Consider the following 15643-nt stretch of genomic DNA (forward strand, 5'->3'; position numbering starts at 1 on the left):
CCCCCGTCCTTCCGGGCCCGGGGGCGCGTACGACGCCGCACACGTCCGAACACGCGCCCCCGGGCCCGTACTTATGGCCGCCGCCAGGCCCTGGCCCCGTTGCCCGCGCATGGCGAACACGACGAAAATGACGAACACGACGAAAGAGGCCCTCCGCGATGATCGCGGAGGGCCTCTCCCATACGTACCCCCGACCGGATTCGAACCGGCGCTACCGCCTTGAGAGGGCGGCGTGCTAGGCCGCTACACAACGGGGGCAAAGCACTGCGTTACTGCTGCACTGCGCTGGGCTACCAGGACTCGAACCTAGAATAAGGGAACCAGAAACCCTCGTGTTGCCAATTACACTATAGCCCATAGTGGTCTAGACCATGCTAGACGTAGTACCCCCGACCGGATTCGAACCGGCGCTACCGCCTTGAGAGGGCGGCGTGCTAGGCCGCTACACAACGGGGGCCCTAGCGATCCTGCATCAAGACGTCCGGGAGCTACCCAGTGGAGGTCTTGCGGGAAGGATCTGTACCCCCGACCGGATTCGAACCGGCGCTACCGCCTTGAGAGGGCGGCGTGCTAGGCCGCTACACAACGGGGGCAAAGCACTGCGTTACTGCTGCACTGCGCTGGGCTACCAGGACTCGAACCTAGAATAAGGGAACCAGAAACCCTCGTGTTGCCAATTACACTATAGCCCACCAAAATGCAAGCCCCTGGGGGACTTTCATTCGGTTAGCGCCTCCGTCCGGCCTTCCGGCCCGCTCGGGCGGCGCAGAAAGAACATTACCGGATGCCTGACCGTGCTCCAAAACGGGTATCGGCGGCCAGCAGTGCCGGGAGCTGGGCAAGACCGGAGATCCGGTGCACTCCTCCGGGTGCCGGTCCGGGCATGCCGCAGCGGTCGAGCCACACGGCCGTCAGGCCCGCGTCGCGGGCTCCACGGGCGTCGATCTCCGGCTGGTCACCGACGTACGCCACCTCGTGCGGCGGCAGCCCGAGCGCCTCGCAGGCCCCCAGGAAGGCGGCCGCGTCCGGCTTGCTGACGCCGAGCTCGGCGGCGCAGACCAGCACTTCGAAGCGCTCGCGCAGCCCGAGCCGGCGCAGCTTGGGATCCTGGTTGGCGGTGGAGGAATTGGAGAGCACGCCGTGCCGGTAGTCGCGGGCCAGGGCGTCCAGCACGGGCAGCACGTCCGGGAACAGCGCCCAAGCCGCCTGGTAGTGCACGACGTACCGGTCGAACCAGTCCTCGGCCTCGGCGTCGCCCATCTCCGGGGCGCCCAGGAAGTCGCGTACCCGGTCCCGGCGCTGGGCCCGGAAGGTCGTCTCACCGGCGGCGAAGCGCGCCCAGTGGCGTTCGGTCGCGGCGCGCCACAGTGCCAGGGCCGCCGCCGGGGACCCGTAGCGCTCGGCCAGCCCGTCGTCGGCCAGGTGCCGTGCGAGACCGGCGGTGTCGGCCCCGGTGTAGTCGAACAGGGTGTCGTCGACGTCCCACAACAACGCGCGGATCGGCATGCCGCCGAGCCTACGCCGCGCGGCCGCCCCGGGAGGGCACGACGGAGAAGTCCGTCACTACCTGTTCCGGCAGACGCCGAAGGGGCGGCGCCGTCGGGCGGCCGCCCCTTCGGGGGTGGTGCGGGGTCAGGCGGTGAGCTTGGCCAGGGCCGCGTCGATGCGGGCCAGGGAGCGCTCCTTGCCCAGGATCTGGAGGGACTCGAAGAGCGGCAGGCCGACGGTACGGCCGGTGACCGCGACGCGGACCGGGGCCTGGGCCTTGCCCAGCTTGAGGCCGTGGGCCTCGCCGGCGGTCAGGACGGCCTGCTTGAGGGCCTCCGGGTCGCTCCAGTCGGCCGTCTCCAGGTGGGAGCGGACGGTGGTCAGCAGCGCTGCGGGCTCGCCCTTCATCGCCTTGTCCCAGGACGCCTGGTCCTCGACCGGCTCCTTGCGGAAGAGGAAGTCGACGTTCGCCGTGATGTCCGACAGGACGGTCACCCGGGTCTGCGCGTAGGGCGCGATGGCCTCCCACGCCTGCTCGTCGAAGTCCTCCGGCTCCCAGTTGGCGTGCGGCGCCCGCAGCCACGGCCGGCACGCGTCGGCGAAGGCCTTCGGGTCCATCCGGCGGATGTGGTCGGCGTTGATCGCCTCGGCCTTCTTCAGGTCGAAGCGGGCCGGGTTGGCGTTCACGTCCGTGATGTCGAACTTCGCCACCATCTCCTCGATGGTGAAGATGTCCTGGTCCTTGGAGAACGACCAGCCGAGGAGCGAGAGGTAGTTCAGCAGGCCCTCGGGGAGGAAGCCGCGCTCGCGGTACAGGTTGAGCGAGGCCTCGGGGTCGCGCTTGGAGAGCTTCTTGTTCCCCTCGCCCATGACGTACGGCAGGTGGCCGAACTCCGGGATGCCGGTGGCGACGCCCAGCTCCATCAGCGCCTTGTACAGCGCGATCTGGCGCGGCGTGGAGGACAGCAGGTCCTCGCCCCGCAGCACGTGCGTGATCTGCATCAGCGCGTCGTCGACCGGGTTGACCAGGGTGTACAGCGGGGCGCCGTTGGCCCGCAGGATGCCGAAGTCCGGCACGTTCTCCGGGGTGAAGGTCAGCTCTCCGCGGACCAGGTCGGTGAAGGTGATCGGCTCGTCGGGCATCCGGAAGCGGACGATCGAGAGGCGGCCCTCGGCCTGGTACGCGGCCACCTGCTCGGCGCTCAGGTCGCGGCAGTGACCGTCGTAGCCCGAGGGCTTGCCGGCCGCGCGGGCGGCGTTGCGGCGCTCCTCCAGCTCCTCGGTCGTGCAGTAGCAGTCGTACGCGTAGCCGCCGTCCCGCAGGCGCTGGGCGACGTCCGCGTAGATGTCCATCCGCTGCGACTGGCGGTACGGGGCGTGGGGGCCGCCGACCTCGGGGCCCTCGTCCCAGGTGAAGCCCAGCCAGCGCAGCGAGTCGAGCAGCTGGTGGTAGGACTCCTCGGAGTCGCGGGCCGCGTCGGTGTCCTCGATGCGGAAGACGAACGTACCGCCGTGGTGGCGGGCGAACGCCCAGTTGAAGAGGGCGGTCCGGATCAGGCCCACGTGGGGGTTGCCGGTCGGGGAGGGACAGAAACGTACGCGGACGTTCGCGTTAGCCACGCTTGATCACCTTGTTGGTGAGAGTGCCGATGCCTTCGATGGTGACGGCGACCTCGTCGCCGACGTTGAGGGGGCCGACTCCGGCCGGGGTTCCCGTGAGGATGACGTCGCCCGGGAGCAGCGTCATGGCCTCGGTGATGTGCACGACCAGGTCCTCGATCGAGCGGACCATGTCGCTGGTGCGGCCGAGCTGGCGCTGTTCGCCGTTGACCGTGCACTGGATGGTCAGATCGGACGGGTCCAGGTCGGTCTCGATCCAGGGGCCCAGCGGGCAGGAGCTGTCGAAGCCCTTGGCGCGGGCCCACTGCTTCTCGCGCTGCTGGACGTCGCGCGCGGTGACGTCGTTGGCGCAGGTGTAACCGAGGATCACGTCCTTGACGCGCTCCTTGGGGACCTCGCGGCACATCCGGCCGATGACCACGGCGAGCTCCGCCTCGTGGTGGAGGTCCTGGGAGAAGGAGGGGTACGTGATGGGGTCGCCCGGGCCGACCACCGAGGTGGAGGGCTTGAAGAAGGTGATGGGCGTCTCGGGGACGGTGTTCCCGAGCTCCGCCGCGTGCTCCGCGTAGTTGCGGCCGATGGCCACGACCTTGTTCGGGAGCACGGGCGGCAGCAGCCGGACCTTGTTCAGCGGGACCTTGGTGCCCGAGAGCTCGAAGTCCGCGAACGGGATGCCCTTGATGATGTCGAGGACGAGCTCGCTTTCGGCGCCGGGGGCAGTGCTGCCCTCGACCGCGCCGAAGGCGACGTTGCCGTCGATCGAGAACCTGGCGATGCGCACCTGTTGCCTCTGCCCCTCTGTTTTCCGCTGCGTGATTCCGTCGGCCGGAGTCTGCGGACTCCAGGCTAACGCGGTGAGCGGGGGCGCTTCGCGCCCTTTGGGGCGGGCCCTACTGCGCGGCGGCGGCGACCGGCGCGTCCATCAGGACGGTGCGGCGGGGGTTCGCGGTCTGCGCGGGGAGCTCGACGGAGTGCTCCGGGGCCGGTACCGACTGCAGTTCCTCGGCGTCCTGGAGGTGCGCCAGGGTGGTGCGGCGGGGGTTGGCTATGTTGCGGAACATCAGAGTCGTCTTCTGCGCGTTCATGGGAGTTCTGGGCCCTCGGCTCGCTCGTCGGTGTGGTGGTTGTCGGATGCGCCAACCCTGCAAAGGGAAAGGCTAAACATCCGAATCCCCCACCGAACCGGGAAGTAATGGCCACGGCTGTGTGAGTTTCCTCACCAGCGGCCGGGCATTACGGGCATAACAGGCAGTCAATGGGGCGCCGCGAAACGGACATTGCGCCACTGAACGCTTCATTCCGCTCCTGATCATCTCGACTGGGACACCTTGACAGCAGCGGTGTTTGGTCGGCGTAAGTCCGGTTTACCCCGAAAGGGTCTCCACGTCGTGTAGCGCGTCTGTCACAAGCCGTGACGGGCTCGCCGGGGCGACACGCGCACCTTGTTGGAGATCCCCCACTGTGCTGGAATTCGCGGGACCGCCGCGGGAAACAGCCGGCGCGCAGGTGGCGCGACTCAGCGCCGAGCGCGGTGGCAAGGAGAGGGAGACGCGCCGGTCACCGACGACCACCCCACCATGGGGCCGTCAGTGCCCCACGACTCGACACCGTCCCACCGCTCCACCGGCGGGACGCCTGGTCCAGAGGTTGCGACGCTAGTGCAGGGACGATTCAAGAGGGATGGCAAGGGTTCTCCCCAGGCCCACGAGGGCCGAGGGGAAGCTGCGTCGGAGCAGGAGCCGCGCGGCGGGACCGACCGTGGCTCCTCGACCCAGCACGCCCAGAACCGGGGGCCGGCTGCCGACGGAGCGGGCCACGGTGCCGCAGGCCCCGTGAAGGGGAAGGCCAAGGGCCGGGCCAAGCCCAAGGGCGTGGCGGCGCGGACCAAGGACAAGGGCGAGCCGGCTCCCGAGCAGGACGTGGCGATACCGAAGGCCCCCAGCGGGCCCGGCTCACGCCTCGCCATGCAGAACTGGCGCATCAGCACGCGACTGGTGTCGCTGCTGACCCTGCCGGTCGTCGCCGCCACCACCCTCGGTGGCTTCCGCATCAACGACTCGCTCAACGACATCGCGCAGCTGGAGCACATGCAGCTGCTGACGACGATGACCCGGCAGGCCACCAACCTGGCCGCCGCGCTCCAGGAGGAGCGCGACAAGTCGGCGGGTCCGCTGTCGGTCGACAAGTCGGGCAAGTCGAACTCCCTCGTCGAGGGTGTCCGCGACCAGACCGACGCCGCGAAGAAGGCCTTCGACGTCGCGACCGACAAGGTCGACAGCACGCAGGACAAGGACGAGACCCTCAAGTCCATCCGCAACAACATCCTGCAGATCGGCCGTCAGCTCACCGGCATCGAGGACATCCGCAAGAAGGCGTACCAGAGCAGCGCCCAGCAGACGGTCACCGAGTACAACGCGCTGATCGTCTCGCTGCTCTCGCTCTCGCAGGACATGGCCCAGGCCACCTCCAACCCCGAGATGATCAAGCGTACGCGTGCCCTGGCGGCGTTCTCCTCCGCCAAGGAGTACGCCTCCATCCAGCGCGCGATGATCGCCGCCTCGCTCCCCGAGAGCGGCGACCACCCCGGCACGCTGAGCGAGAACGACCGCCTGTACGCGATGTCCGCGCTGCGCGGCGAGAGCCAGGCGAAGAAGACCTTCGAACTCGTCTACCAGGGCAAGCCCGAGGAACTCCTCGCGAGCCTCGGCGACGGCAACGCGGAGATCAGCAAGGCGGACCACTACACCCGCCGCGTGCTGTCCTCGCCGGGACAGTTCTCCAAGGAGCAGGAGTACCGCTCCTGGATGGACTGGTACGACTCCGACGGCACCAAGCTCACGGCGATGAAGGTCATCGAGCTCACCCTGCTCGAGGACATGGAGCAAAAGGCCCGCGAGCTCAAGAGCGCGTCGCAGCAGGACGCCATCATCAACGGTGCGCTGATCCTCCTCGTCCTCGGTGTCTCCCTCGTCGGCGCCTTCGTCATGGCCCGCTCCATGATCCGCTCGCTGCGCCGCCTCCAGGACACCGCGACCCGCGTCGCCCAGGACCGGCTGCCCGAGCTCGTCAAGCAGCTGTCCGAGACCGACCCGCAGGACGTCGACACCACCGTGGAGTCCGTCGGTCTGCACACCCGCGACGAGATCGGCCAGGTGGCCGCGGCCTTCGACGACGTGCACCGCGAGGCCGTCCGCCTCGCCGCCGAGCAGGCACTGCTGCGGGGCAACGTCAACGCGATGTTCACCAACCTCTCGCGCCGCTCGCAGGGTCTGATCCAGCGCCAGCTCTCGCTCATCTCCGAGCTGGCAGTCGCGCGAGGCCGACCCGGACCAGCTGTCCTCGCTCTTCAAGCTCGACCACCTCGCGACCCGTATGCGCCGTAACGGCGAGAACCTCCTCGTCCTCGCGGGCGAGGAGCCGGGCCGCCGGTGGACCCGCCCCGTCCCGCTCGTCGACGTGCTCCGCGCCGCGGCGTCCGAGGTGGAGCAGTACGAGCGCATCGAACTGTCGTCGGTGCCCGGCACCGATGTCGCCGGCCGCGTCGTCAACGACCTCGTGCACCTCCTGGCCGAGCTGCTGGAGAACGCCACCTCGTTCTCCTCCCCGCAGACCAAGGTCAAGGTCACCGGCCACGCCCTGCCGGACGGCCGGGTGCTCGTCGAGATCCACGACACCGGTATCGGCCTCTCCCCCGAGGACCTCGCCGCGATCAACGAGCGGCTCGCGTCGCCGCCGACCGTGGACGTCTCCGTCTCCCGCCGCATGGGCCTGTTCGTGGTCGGCCGCCTGTCCCTGCGACACGGCATCCGGATCCAGCTGCGCCCCTCCGACTCGGGCGGTACCACCGCGCTCGTCATGCTGCCGGTGGATGTCGCCCAGGGCGGCAAGAAGCCCGCGCCGATGCCCGGCCAGGGCGGTCAGGGCGGTCCCGGTTCCGGATCCCCCCAGGGCGGTCCGGGCGGTTCCGCCGGCCAGGGTTCCGTAGGCGGCGGTGGCGCGCGTCCCCCCGTGGGCGCCGGTCCACAGCGCGGCCAGGTCTCCGCCGCCGGGCAGCGTGCCGCGCTGCCCGGGCGGGACGGTTCCGCCGGTCCGCAGGCGCGGCCGCAGGGCCAGGGTCCCGGCCCGCAGGGCGGTCCGGGCGGCCGGCCCCAGCAGGGCGGCCCGATGGCGCGTCCGCAGGCCGGTCCGGGTGCCCCGACGGGTCAGGGCGCGGGCGGTTTCACCCCCGGTGCCCCGCTCCCGGGCCGCAACCCGAACGGCGGCCCGGCGGGCGGTCCGCTCGGCGGCGCGCCCGGCGGTCCGCAGCAGCGGCCCGGTACCGGCCCCGCCGCCTTCCCGCAGGGCAACGGCTTCGAGCGGCCGCAGCAGCCCGCTCCGGCCACCGCCCAGGGCCAGGGCCCGGGTCAGTCCCAGGGCCAGCCCCAGGCGCCGGTCCAGCGCAAGCGTCCGCAGCTGCCGCCGCGCGGCGGCGCCCCTCGTCCGGAGCTCCCGGGTGCGGGCGGCACGCCCGCCGGTGCCCCGCAGAGCACCAGCTGGGGCGCGGGCCAGGGCGGCCACGAGGTCCCGCGGGGGCACGACGAGCTGTCGGGCCCCGGTGCGACGGCCGAGTTCCCCCGCCCGGACTTCAATGCCCCGGCCCCGCGTGCCACCGGCGGCAACCCCGGGAGCAGCACCACCGGACAGTTCGAGCGCCCCGACGTACGCGGTCCCCTGGACCCGTCCGCCACCGGGCAGTTCGAGCGCCCGGGGGACTTCCAGGCACCTCGCGGCGGCGGCCCCGGCGTGGGCGGCCACAACGGCCGCCAGGCCCAGGCCCCCCAGCCCGGTGGCTACTCCCCGGCGCAGCGTCCGCAGGCGCAGCCCGAGGCGCTGCCGGCGGCTCCGGCCGCCGGTGAGGCACGCAGCCCCATCTTCGACACGCTGGAGTCGAACTGGGCCCGCCAGGACGGCGGTCCCTCCGTACCCCGGCAGCCGCAGCAGCAGTTCCAGCAGCAGGCTCCCGCCGCGCCGGCTCACCAGCAGCCGCTCCCCCAGCGCGGTCAGGAGCTCGCGGCCGACCAGACGGCGACCGGCGCGGTGCCGACCGTAAGCTGGCGGTCCTCGCCGAACGACGAGCTGATGCGGCAGGCCGAGCGCGTGCGCCAGCCCGCCGCCGGCGGCATCACCACCTCGGGCCTGCCCAAGCGGGTGCCGCGGGCGAACCTCGTGGCCGGCACCGCCCAGCAGCAGTCCGAGACCCAGGCCGGCCCGCAGGTCTCGCGTGCCCCGGACGACGTCCGCGGCCGCCTCACCAACCTCCGACGCGGTATCCAGCAGGGGCGCCAGGCCGGCACCACCGGCCCCGCGACCGGCAGTTACCAGATCGACCCCACTTACCAGCAGGAGCGATAGTTGAGTTCGATGAGCCAGGCGGCACAGAACCTGAACTGGTTGATCACCAACTTCGTGGACAACACCCCCGGGGTGTCCCACACGGTGGTGGTTTCCGCCGACGGACTCCTTCTGGCGATGTCGGAAGGTTTCCCCCGTGACCGGGCCGATCAGCTGGCGGCCGTGGCCTCCGGTCTGACCTCGCTGACCGCCGGCGCCTCCCGCATCTTCGAGGGCGGCGCCGTCAACCAGACCGTGGTGGAGATGGACCGGGGATTCCTGTTCCTCATGTCCGTCTCCGACGGTTCCTCGCTGGCCGTACTGGCGCACCCCGAGTGCGACATCGGCCTCGTGGGCTACGAGATGGCCCTCCTCGTGGACCGGGCCGGCAGCGTCCTCACCCCGGAACTGCGATCGGAACTCCAGGGCAGCCTCCTCGGCTGACCGCGACCCTCCCGGCCGGACGGTACTTCCGGCCGGGGGGCACGGGGCCCCCGCCCCGCAACCAAGTACCACCGCCAGGCCGTCATACCGTCCCCCCCACCGGCCGCCCCGTGAGACGGCACGCTGACCACTGCTGTCCAGCCCGGAGGATCAATGACCCCGCCCCCCGCCTACCCGGACTCGTACGGAGACTCGTACTCGGAAGGCGACCAGCCGCTGGTGCGTCCCTACGCGATGACCGGCGGCCGGACCCGGCCCCGCTACCAGCTCGCCATAGAGGCGCTGGTCAGCACCACGGCCGATCCGATGCACCTGTCCGGCCTGCTGCCGGAGCACCAGCGCATCTGCACCCTGTGCCGTGAGGTGAAGTCGGTCGCGGAGGTCTCCGCACTGCTGTCGATGCCGCTCGGTGTCGCCCGGATCCTCGTCGCAGACCTGGCCGAGGCCGGAATGGTGGCCATCCACCAGCCGGGCAATGGAGAGGCCGGCGGAACGCCGGATGTAACGCTGCTCGAGAGGGTTCTCAGTGGACTTCGCAAGATCTGACGGCGGAGCGGCTCCTCGCTCCACCACCTCCGCGAAGATCGTGGTGGCGGGCGGCTTCGGCGTGGGCAAGACCACGTTCGTCGGCGCGGTCTCCGAGATCAATCCGCTGCGTACCGAGGCCGTGATGACGTCCGCGAGCGCGGGCATCGACGACCTGACCCACACCGGGGACAAGACGACCACCACGGTCGCCATGGACTTCGGCCGCATCACCTTGGACCAGGACCTGATCCTGTACCTGTTCGGCACCCCGGGCCAGGACCGCTTCTGGTTCATGTGGGACGACCTGGTCCGCGGCGCCATCGGCGCGATCGTCCTGGTCGACACCCGCCGCCTGGCCGACTGCTTCCCCGCGGTCGACTACTTCGAGAACAGCGGCCTGCCGTTCGTGGTGGCGCTCAACGGTTTCGAGGGGCACCAGCCGTACACCCCGGAGGAAGTCCGCGAGGCCCTGCAGATCGGCCCCGACGCCCCCATCATCACCACCGACGCCCGCCACCGCGCGGACGCCAAGAGCGCGCTCATCACGCTCGTGGAGCACGCGCTGATGGCGCGGCTCAAGTAACGCCGGTCCCATGTCGGTTCGGGAGAGGGCGGGCTGTGTCATAGAACACGGCCCGCCCTCCTCGTTCATAACGTTTCGACAGACAATTGAAGCCAGTTGCGCACAGCGTGCGTTCACGCGGTATCCCTGTGCTCACAACTGGCCCGGTTTTTGCCGCAGGTCGCTCTTTATGTCCGATTTATACGTGACATAAGGTTGTTGGAATGGCTGATTCCAAGTGTTTGGAACGAGGCCGTCAACCGTGCTGGAATTCAACGAACTAGCTAGTAGCACCGCCGAGAGGTTGTTGGACGAGTGAGGCGAAGCAACGCGAGCCCCGGGGTCGAACCCGCGCGGGGCAACTTCACCCCGCCGCCGCGAGCGGCCGCGTCGCCCATTGACGTACCCGTGGAGCCACCCGCCGCCAAGGGCAGCAGCAGCAAGTTCGCCCCGCGCAACTGGCGTGTGCCGACCAAGCTGAACGCCATCCTCCTCGTGCCCGTCCTCGTCGGACTGGTCATGGGCGGGTTCCAGGTGAAGGGCTCGGTCGACAGCTGGAACGAGGCCAAGGACGCCGAGAAGACCGCCCGCATCGTCCAGGCGGCGGCCGAATACGGCCAGGCCCTCCTCAACGAGCGTGACCTCACGGCCGAGCCGCTCCTCAAGGGCGAGCGAAACAGCCCGGTCGTGCAGAAGGCGTACGCGGCCACGGACGCGGCCAAGGAGAAGTTCGCCGAGGCTTCCAAGGACCTCCCGAAGAACAAGGGCCTGGAGCACCGCCTGGCACTCTTCCACCAGGAGGAGCCCAAGCTGGAGCAGGTCCGCAAGACGGCCTACGTAGCGCCGGAGACGGCGAAGAAGGCACTCCCCAACGCGGCGGGTCCCATCCCGACCGAAGAGGGCTACGTGCTGGTCCAGCACTACCTCATGACGTTCTCCAACGAACTGGGCCTGGGCACCGGCAACGTGACCAGCTACGGCCGCATGGTCTACGCGGTCGAGCTGGCCAAGGCCGCCAACTCGCTCCAGCGGTCGGTGGGTACGCACCTCCTGGTCCGCCCGAACGAGAACGAGGACGTCCGCAAGGGCCAGCTCGTCGCGTTCTCCTCCTACGCCTACCTCGAAGAGATCGCCATCGGCGAGTACGTCGCCGCCGGCACCGACGCGGACACCAATCGCCTCAAAGAGGTCATGGCGGAGAAGTCCAAGGACGGCGCCGCCAAGCTGACCGCCGCCAAGCTGGCGGCCGAGCAGGCCGGAACCACCTTCAAGGCCCCGCCCGTCGTCAACGGCTCCGCCCTCACCGGCATGACGGAGGCGATAGCCAGCGGCGTCGGCAAGGACAAGCTCGCCGCCGCCGGCACCACCGCCCCCGCCTGGCAGGCGGCGGCCACCGCCAAGTTCGACGGCTACGCCGAGATCGAGAAGGAACTGCTCGGCAAGGCCGTCAAGGACTCCGTCGCGCTCTCCGACTCCGCCCGCAACGACGCCATCATCACCGGTGCCGCCGTGGTCGTGGCCCTGCTCGCCGCCTTCATCCTGGCCGGCATGATGGCCCGCCAGATGAGCCGTTCGATGCGCCGCCTGCGCAGCGCCGCCTTCGACGTCGCCGAGCAGCGTCTGCCGACGCTCGTCGACCAGCTCTCGCGCACCGACCCCGGCAAGGTCGACACCCGTGTGACGCCGATCCCGATCGACTCCCAGGACGAGATCGGCGAGGTCGCCCGCGCCTTCGACCAGGTCCACCGGGAAGCGGTCCGGCTCGCCGCCGAGCAGGCCCTCCTGCGAGGGAACGTCAACGCGATCTTCACGAACCTCTCCATGCGCAACCAGTCGCTGATCGAGGGCCAGCTGACCCTGATCACCGACCTGGAGAACAACGAGGCCGACCCGGACCAGCTGGAGAACCTCTTCCGGCTGGACCACCTGGCCACCCGTATGCGCCGCAACGGCGAGAACCTCCTCATCCTCGCGGGTGAGGAGCCGGGCCGCCGCTGGGACCAGCCGGTGCCCCTCGTCGACGTGCTGCGCGCCGCCTCCTCCGAGGTGGAGCAGTACGAGCGCATCGAACTCTCGGGCGTCTCCGAGGCGGAGATCCACGGCCAGGCCGTGACCGACCTCGTGCACCTGCTCGCCGAGCTGCTGGAGAACGCGACCACGTTCTCCTCCCCCCAGACCAAGGTCCGCGTCAACGCCACGCGTCTGCCGGACGGCCGCGTCATGGTGGAGATCCACGACAAGGGCATCGGCCTCACCGCCGAGGACTTCGCGGACATCAACCACAAGCTGGCCAACCCGCCGACCGTGGACGCCGCGATCTCGCAGCGCATGGGTCTGTTCGTGGTCGGCCGGCTGGCGGACCGCCACGGGATCCGCGTCCAGCTGCGTCCCTCCGGCGAGGCGGCCGGTACGACCTCGCTGGTCATGCTCCCGGACGCCATCACCCACGGTGGCGGTGGCGAGGGCATACCGGAGGACGACTTCACGGTCTCCTCGATGATCCCGGAGCAGCAGGCCCAGCTGGCCCCGCCGCTGCGCACGGCCGCCGAGCTCGGCTTCGACGACTCGCGCTACGACGCCCACGGCGACGGCGCGCAGGGCGGCGAGGAGCGCTCGCTCGACCCGGTCGGGCGGTCCCTGACCCAGCAGGAGCGCCGGGCCGCGCTGGCGGCCCAGGTGGGCTTCCCGCAGGACCAGGACCAGGACCAGCAGTCCGGGCATTCTTCGCAGGAGTATCCGGAACCGCAGCCGGAGCACGGGTACCAGGAGTACCAGGGCTACGAGCAGCAGTCCGAGCAGGGTTACGAATCCTCGTACGAAGCTTCGGGCTCCGAGCAGTCCTACGAGGCCTACCCGCAGCAGAACTACGCGTATCCGGAAGCGGAGTACCAGGACCAGGGCCAGGGCGCCCAGTCCTACGAAGAGGGCTACGGATCTCAGTCCCAGCAGGCAGAGTGGCCCGAACAGAACACCTACTCGGGCGCCTACCAGCAGGATTACGGGACCGAATCGGAATCCCAGGCCGCTCCCGAAGCGGCTCCGGACCGCGTAGGCTTCGATCGTCCGGGCGCCGCTGCCGACACCGGCCACCACATGACCGGGGCGGGCCTGCCGCGCCGCGGCAGCCAGCAGCAGTGGCAGTCGGGACAGCAGAAAGCGGAGTCCACCGGATCCCTCTTCGAGCAGCGGCCGCAGCGTCAGCAGCAGCCGGCCGGCGCGGAGCTGGAGCCGGAGGAGACGGAAGGCAGCGCGGCATGGCGTTCGAACAACGACGAGCGCTGGCAGCAGGCCGCCAAACTCCGTGAGCCGAAGGCGGGCGGGGTCACCCCGTCCGGTCTCCCTCGGCGGGTGCCCAAGGCCAACCTGGTCGAGGGTGCTGCGGAGACGACCCCGCAGGGCGGCCCCCAGGTCTCCCGCGCCCCGGAGGACGTCCGCGGCAGGTTGAGCAACCTGCGGCGGGGTGTCCAGCAGGGACGCAGCGCGGGTTCCGAGCAGTCAAGTAACAGCTATGACCAGGAGCGTTAGTGTGAGCCCGATGAGCCAGGCGGCACAGAACCTGAACTGGTTGATCACCAACTTCGTGGACAACACCCCCGGGGTGTCCCACACGGTGGTGGTCTCCGCCGACGGCCTTCTTCTGGCGATGTCCGACGGATTCCCGCGCGACCGCGCCGATCAGCTGGCGGCCGTGGCCTCCGGTCTGACCTCGCTGACCGCCGGGGCCTCCCGCATCTTCGAGGGTGGCGCCGTCAACCAGACCGTGGTGGAGATGGACCGGGGATTCCTGTTCCTGATGTCCGTCTCCGACGGTTCGTCGCTCGCGGTGCTCGCGCACCCCGAGTGCGACATCGGCCTCGTGGGCTACGAGATGGCCCTCCTCGTGGACCGAGCCGGCAGTGTCCTCACCCCGGAACTGCGTTCGGAGCTGCAGGGAAGTCTTCTCAACTAGCAAACAGGCAGTGCGTTTCGCGTCATCGCACCATAGGGTGCGGTGGCGCGGTTCTACAGGGAGTACTGCGTTCTTGAAGCAGGAGGAGGAAGCGTGACAACACCCGGAGGACATCCTTATGGCGGCGCGCAGCAGCCGCAGGGTGGGCACGACCAGAACCGCTTCAACTTTCCCTCCGCTCCCAGCCGGCCCGTGCCGGAGCACAACCCCTACCAGCAGCAGCCGTACGGGCAGCAGCCGCAGCAGCCGCAGGCTCCCCACCGGCTTCCGCAGCAGCAGCCGCGGGCCTCGCGTCCGCAGGCGCCCAAGGCGCACAACCCGCTGGTGCGTCCGTACGCGATGACCGGCGGCCGTACCCGGCCGCGCTACCAGCTCGCCATCGAGGCGCTGGTCAGTACCACGGCGGATCCCGCCCGGCTGCAAGGGCAGTTGCCCGAGCACCAGCGCATCTGCCGCCTGTGCCAGGAGATCAAATCCGTCGCGGAGATCTCGGCACTCCTCTCCATTCCTCTTGGTGTCGCCCGCATCCTCGTCGCCGACTTGGCGGAGGCGGGCCTTGTCGCCATTCATCAGCCCGGCGGCGACGAGTCTGCCGGCGGCCAGCCAGATGTGACACTGCTCGAAAGGGTGCTCAGTGGACTTCGCAAGCTCTAACGGCGGAGCGGCTCCTCGCTCCACCACCTCCGCGAAGATCGTGGTGGCGGGCGGCTTCGGCGTGGGCAAGACCACGTTCGTCGGCGCGGTCTCCGAGATCAATCCGCTGCGTACCGAAGCCGTCATGACCAGCGCTTCCGCCGGTATCGACGACCTGACCCACACCGGGGACAAGACGACCACCACGGTCGCCATGGACTTCGGCCGCATCACCTTGGACCAGGACCTGATCCTGTACCTGTTCGGCACCCCGGGCCAGGACCGCTTCTGGTTCATGTGGGACGACCTCGTGCGCGGTGCCATCGGCGCCGTGGTGCTGGTCGACACGCGCCGTCTCGCCGACTGCTTCCCCGCGGTCGACTACTTCGAGAACAGCGGCCTGCCGTTCGTCATCGCCCTGAACGGCTTCGACGGGCACCAGCCGTACACCCCGGAGGAAGTCCGCGAGGCCCTGCAGATCGGCCCCGACGCCCCCATCATCACCACCGACGCCCGCCACCGCGGCGACGCCAAGAGCGCGCTCATCACCCTGGTCGAGCACGCCCTGATGGCCCGCCTGCGCTAGCCGTCCCGGCCCACGAAAGGGCCCCCGCACTCCGTGAGGAGTGCGGGGGCCCTTTGTCGTGACGGCCGCTGCTGCTTGCGGGGTCTAGCCGCGCCAGCTGTGGGCGGAGCGGAAGCCGGGGCTGCGCTCCAGGCGGCGCCAGCGGGCCTGGGAGCCGATGCGGTGCACCGGGGCGGCCGCGGGGGTGGCGGCGGCGCGGGCGAGGAGGATCGCGGTGATCGCGGCCAGTTCCTCGGGCTCGGCGTGGCCCTTTTCGACCTTGAGCAGCGTGTCTGCGGTGACGCTCATGGGTGGCAGGTCTCCTTCGCTTCTACTGAGGCGGGTTGCCGTGCTTGCGGGACGGCAGATCGGCGTGCTTGGTGCGGAGCATCGCGAGGGCGCTGATGAGGACTTCGCGGGTTTCGGCCGGGTCGATGACGTCGTCCACGAGGCCGCGCTCGGCCGCGTAGTACGGGTGCATCAG

At 70.0% G+C, this 15643-nt stretch carries 13 protein-coding genes, 5 tRNA genes and 1 pseudogene; 8 read left to right on the top strand and 11 right to left on the bottom strand.

All coding sequences use genetic code 11. The features are described 5' to 3' along the window. Window positions 1-185 precede the first annotated feature (185 nt). From IE207_RS26905 to IE207_RS26945, 9 genes are all read right to left on the bottom strand, one after another. Window positions 186-258: transfer RNA gene (locus IE207_RS26905), tRNA-Glu, on the bottom strand. A 27-nt stretch (window positions 259-285) separates the two neighbouring features. Further along, a tRNA-Gln gene (locus tag IE207_RS26910) sits at window positions 286-357 on the bottom strand. A gap of 27 nt (window positions 358-384) precedes the next feature. Then, a tRNA-Glu gene (locus IE207_RS26915) sits at window positions 385-457 on the bottom strand. Window positions 458-520: 63 nt separating this feature from the next. Next, window positions 521-593: transfer RNA gene (locus IE207_RS26920), tRNA-Glu, on the bottom strand. Window positions 594-620: 27 nt separating this feature from the next. Next, window positions 621-692, bottom strand: a tRNA-Gln gene (locus IE207_RS26925). 85 nt (window positions 693-777) lie between these two features. Further along, window positions 778-1506: an HAD family hydrolase gene (locus IE207_RS26930; protein WP_190186900.1), complete on the bottom strand. Its 729-nt coding sequence runs from the start codon at window positions 1504-1506 to the stop codon at window positions 778-780. 126 nt (window positions 1507-1632) lie between these two features. Beyond that, complete coding sequence (gltX, locus tag IE207_RS26935; RefSeq protein ID WP_190186901.1) at window positions 1633-3108, bottom strand: glutamate--tRNA ligase; 1476 nt, start codon at window positions 3106-3108, stop codon at window positions 1633-1635. Then, window positions 3101-3889, bottom strand: coding sequence for a fumarylacetoacetate hydrolase family protein (locus IE207_RS26940; RefSeq protein ID WP_190186902.1), 789 nt, complete (start codon window positions 3887-3889; stop codon window positions 3101-3103). The genes gltX and IE207_RS26940 overlap by 8 nt, the downstream gene beginning before the upstream one ends. Before the next feature lie 109 nt (window positions 3890-3998). Beyond that, the gene (locus IE207_RS26945) at window positions 3999-4193 is read right to left on the bottom strand and encodes a hypothetical protein (RefSeq protein ID WP_190186903.1); all 195 of its coding nucleotides are present in this window, start codon (window positions 4191-4193) and stop codon (window positions 3999-4001) included. A gap of 573 nt (window positions 4194-4766) precedes the next feature. Between IE207_RS26945 and IE207_RS26950 the strand changes: the two are divergent. The 8 genes and pseudogenes from IE207_RS26950 to IE207_RS26985 all read left to right on the top strand — a co-directional run bounded on the left by IE207_RS26950 (window position 4767) and on the right by IE207_RS26985 (window position 15180). Continuing rightward, window positions 4767-8499, top strand: a pseudogene (locus IE207_RS26950) (sensor histidine kinase). A 9-nt stretch (window positions 8500-8508) separates the two neighbouring features. Next, window positions 8509-8922: a roadblock/LC7 domain-containing protein gene (locus tag IE207_RS26955; RefSeq protein ID WP_306432442.1), complete on the top strand. Its 414-nt coding sequence runs from the start codon at window positions 8509-8511 to the stop codon at window positions 8920-8922. A 153-nt stretch (window positions 8923-9075) separates the two neighbouring features. Next, the gene (locus tag IE207_RS26960) at window positions 9076-9468 is read left to right on the top strand and encodes a DUF742 domain-containing protein (RefSeq protein WP_136214587.1); all 393 of its coding nucleotides are present in this window, start codon (window positions 9076-9078) and stop codon (window positions 9466-9468) included. After that, on the top strand, window positions 9449-10033 hold the full coding sequence (locus tag IE207_RS26965) for a GTP-binding protein (protein ID WP_136214586.1): 585 nt from the start codon (window positions 9449-9451) through the stop codon (window positions 10031-10033). The genes IE207_RS26960 and IE207_RS26965 overlap by 20 nt, the downstream gene beginning before the upstream one ends. Before the next feature lie 294 nt (window positions 10034-10327). Next, a complete protein-coding gene (locus tag IE207_RS26970) occupies window positions 10328-13537 on the top strand; it encodes a nitrate- and nitrite sensing domain-containing protein (RefSeq protein ID WP_190186904.1) in 3210 nt (1069 codons plus the stop codon). A 10-nt stretch (window positions 13538-13547) separates the two neighbouring features. Next, complete coding sequence (locus IE207_RS26975; protein WP_008739857.1) at window positions 13548-13961, top strand: roadblock/LC7 domain-containing protein; 414 nt, start codon at window positions 13548-13550, stop codon at window positions 13959-13961. Window positions 13962-14054: 93 nt separating this feature from the next. Next, window positions 14055-14615 (top strand): DUF742 domain-containing protein, encoded by a 561-nt coding sequence (locus IE207_RS26980; protein WP_190186905.1) that lies wholly within the window; start codon window positions 14055-14057, stop codon window positions 14613-14615. Beyond that, window positions 14596-15180 carry a GTP-binding protein gene (locus tag IE207_RS26985; RefSeq protein WP_136214583.1) on the top strand — a complete coding sequence of 195 codons (585 nt, stop codon included), beginning with the start codon at window positions 14596-14598 and terminating at the stop codon, window positions 15178-15180. Before IE207_RS26980 ends, IE207_RS26985 begins: the two co-directional genes overlap by 20 nt. An 84-nt stretch (window positions 15181-15264) precedes the next feature. Here the strand turns inward: IE207_RS26985 and IE207_RS26990 are convergent, their stop codons facing one another. Then, window positions 15265-15468, bottom strand: a complete 204-nt coding sequence (locus IE207_RS26990) for an acyl-CoA carboxylase subunit epsilon (protein WP_190186906.1) — start codon at window positions 15466-15468, stop codon at window positions 15265-15267. Window positions 15469-15490: 22 nt separating this feature from the next. Then, window positions 15491-15643, bottom strand: a 153-nt coding sequence (locus IE207_RS26995; protein WP_190186907.1) for a carboxyl transferase domain-containing protein, incomplete at its 5' end; no start/stop codon positions are given.

Origin of the sequence: Streptomyces cirratus, from assembly GCF_014650775.1 — a bacterium.
Classification (GTDB): Bacteria; Actinomycetota; Actinomycetes; order Streptomycetales; family Streptomycetaceae; genus Streptomyces; species Streptomyces cirratus.

Bases quoted from the DNA above. Each gene is read 5' to 3' on its own strand.
- IE207_RS26930 (WP_190186900.1), bottom strand. From the start codon at position 1,506: ATGCCGATCCGCGCGTTGTTGTGGGACGTCGACGACACCCTGTTCGAC.
- IE207_RS26945 (WP_190186903.1), bottom strand. From the start codon at position 4,193: ATGAACGCGCAGAAGACGACTCTGATGTTCCGCAACATAGCCAACCCC.
- IE207_RS26955 (WP_306432442.1), top strand. From the start codon at position 8,509: ATGAGCCAGGCGGCACAGAACCTGAACTGGTTGATCACCAACTTCGTG.
- IE207_RS26960 (WP_136214587.1), top strand. From the start codon at position 9,076: ATGACCCCGCCCCCCGCCTACCCGGACTCGTACGGAGACTCGTACTCG.
- IE207_RS26975 (WP_008739857.1), top strand. From the start codon at position 13,548: ATGAGCCAGGCGGCACAGAACCTGAACTGGTTGATCACCAACTTCGTG.
- IE207_RS26990 (WP_190186906.1), bottom strand. From the start codon at position 15,468: ATGAGCGTCACCGCAGACACGCTGCTCAAGGTCGAAAAGGGCCACGCC.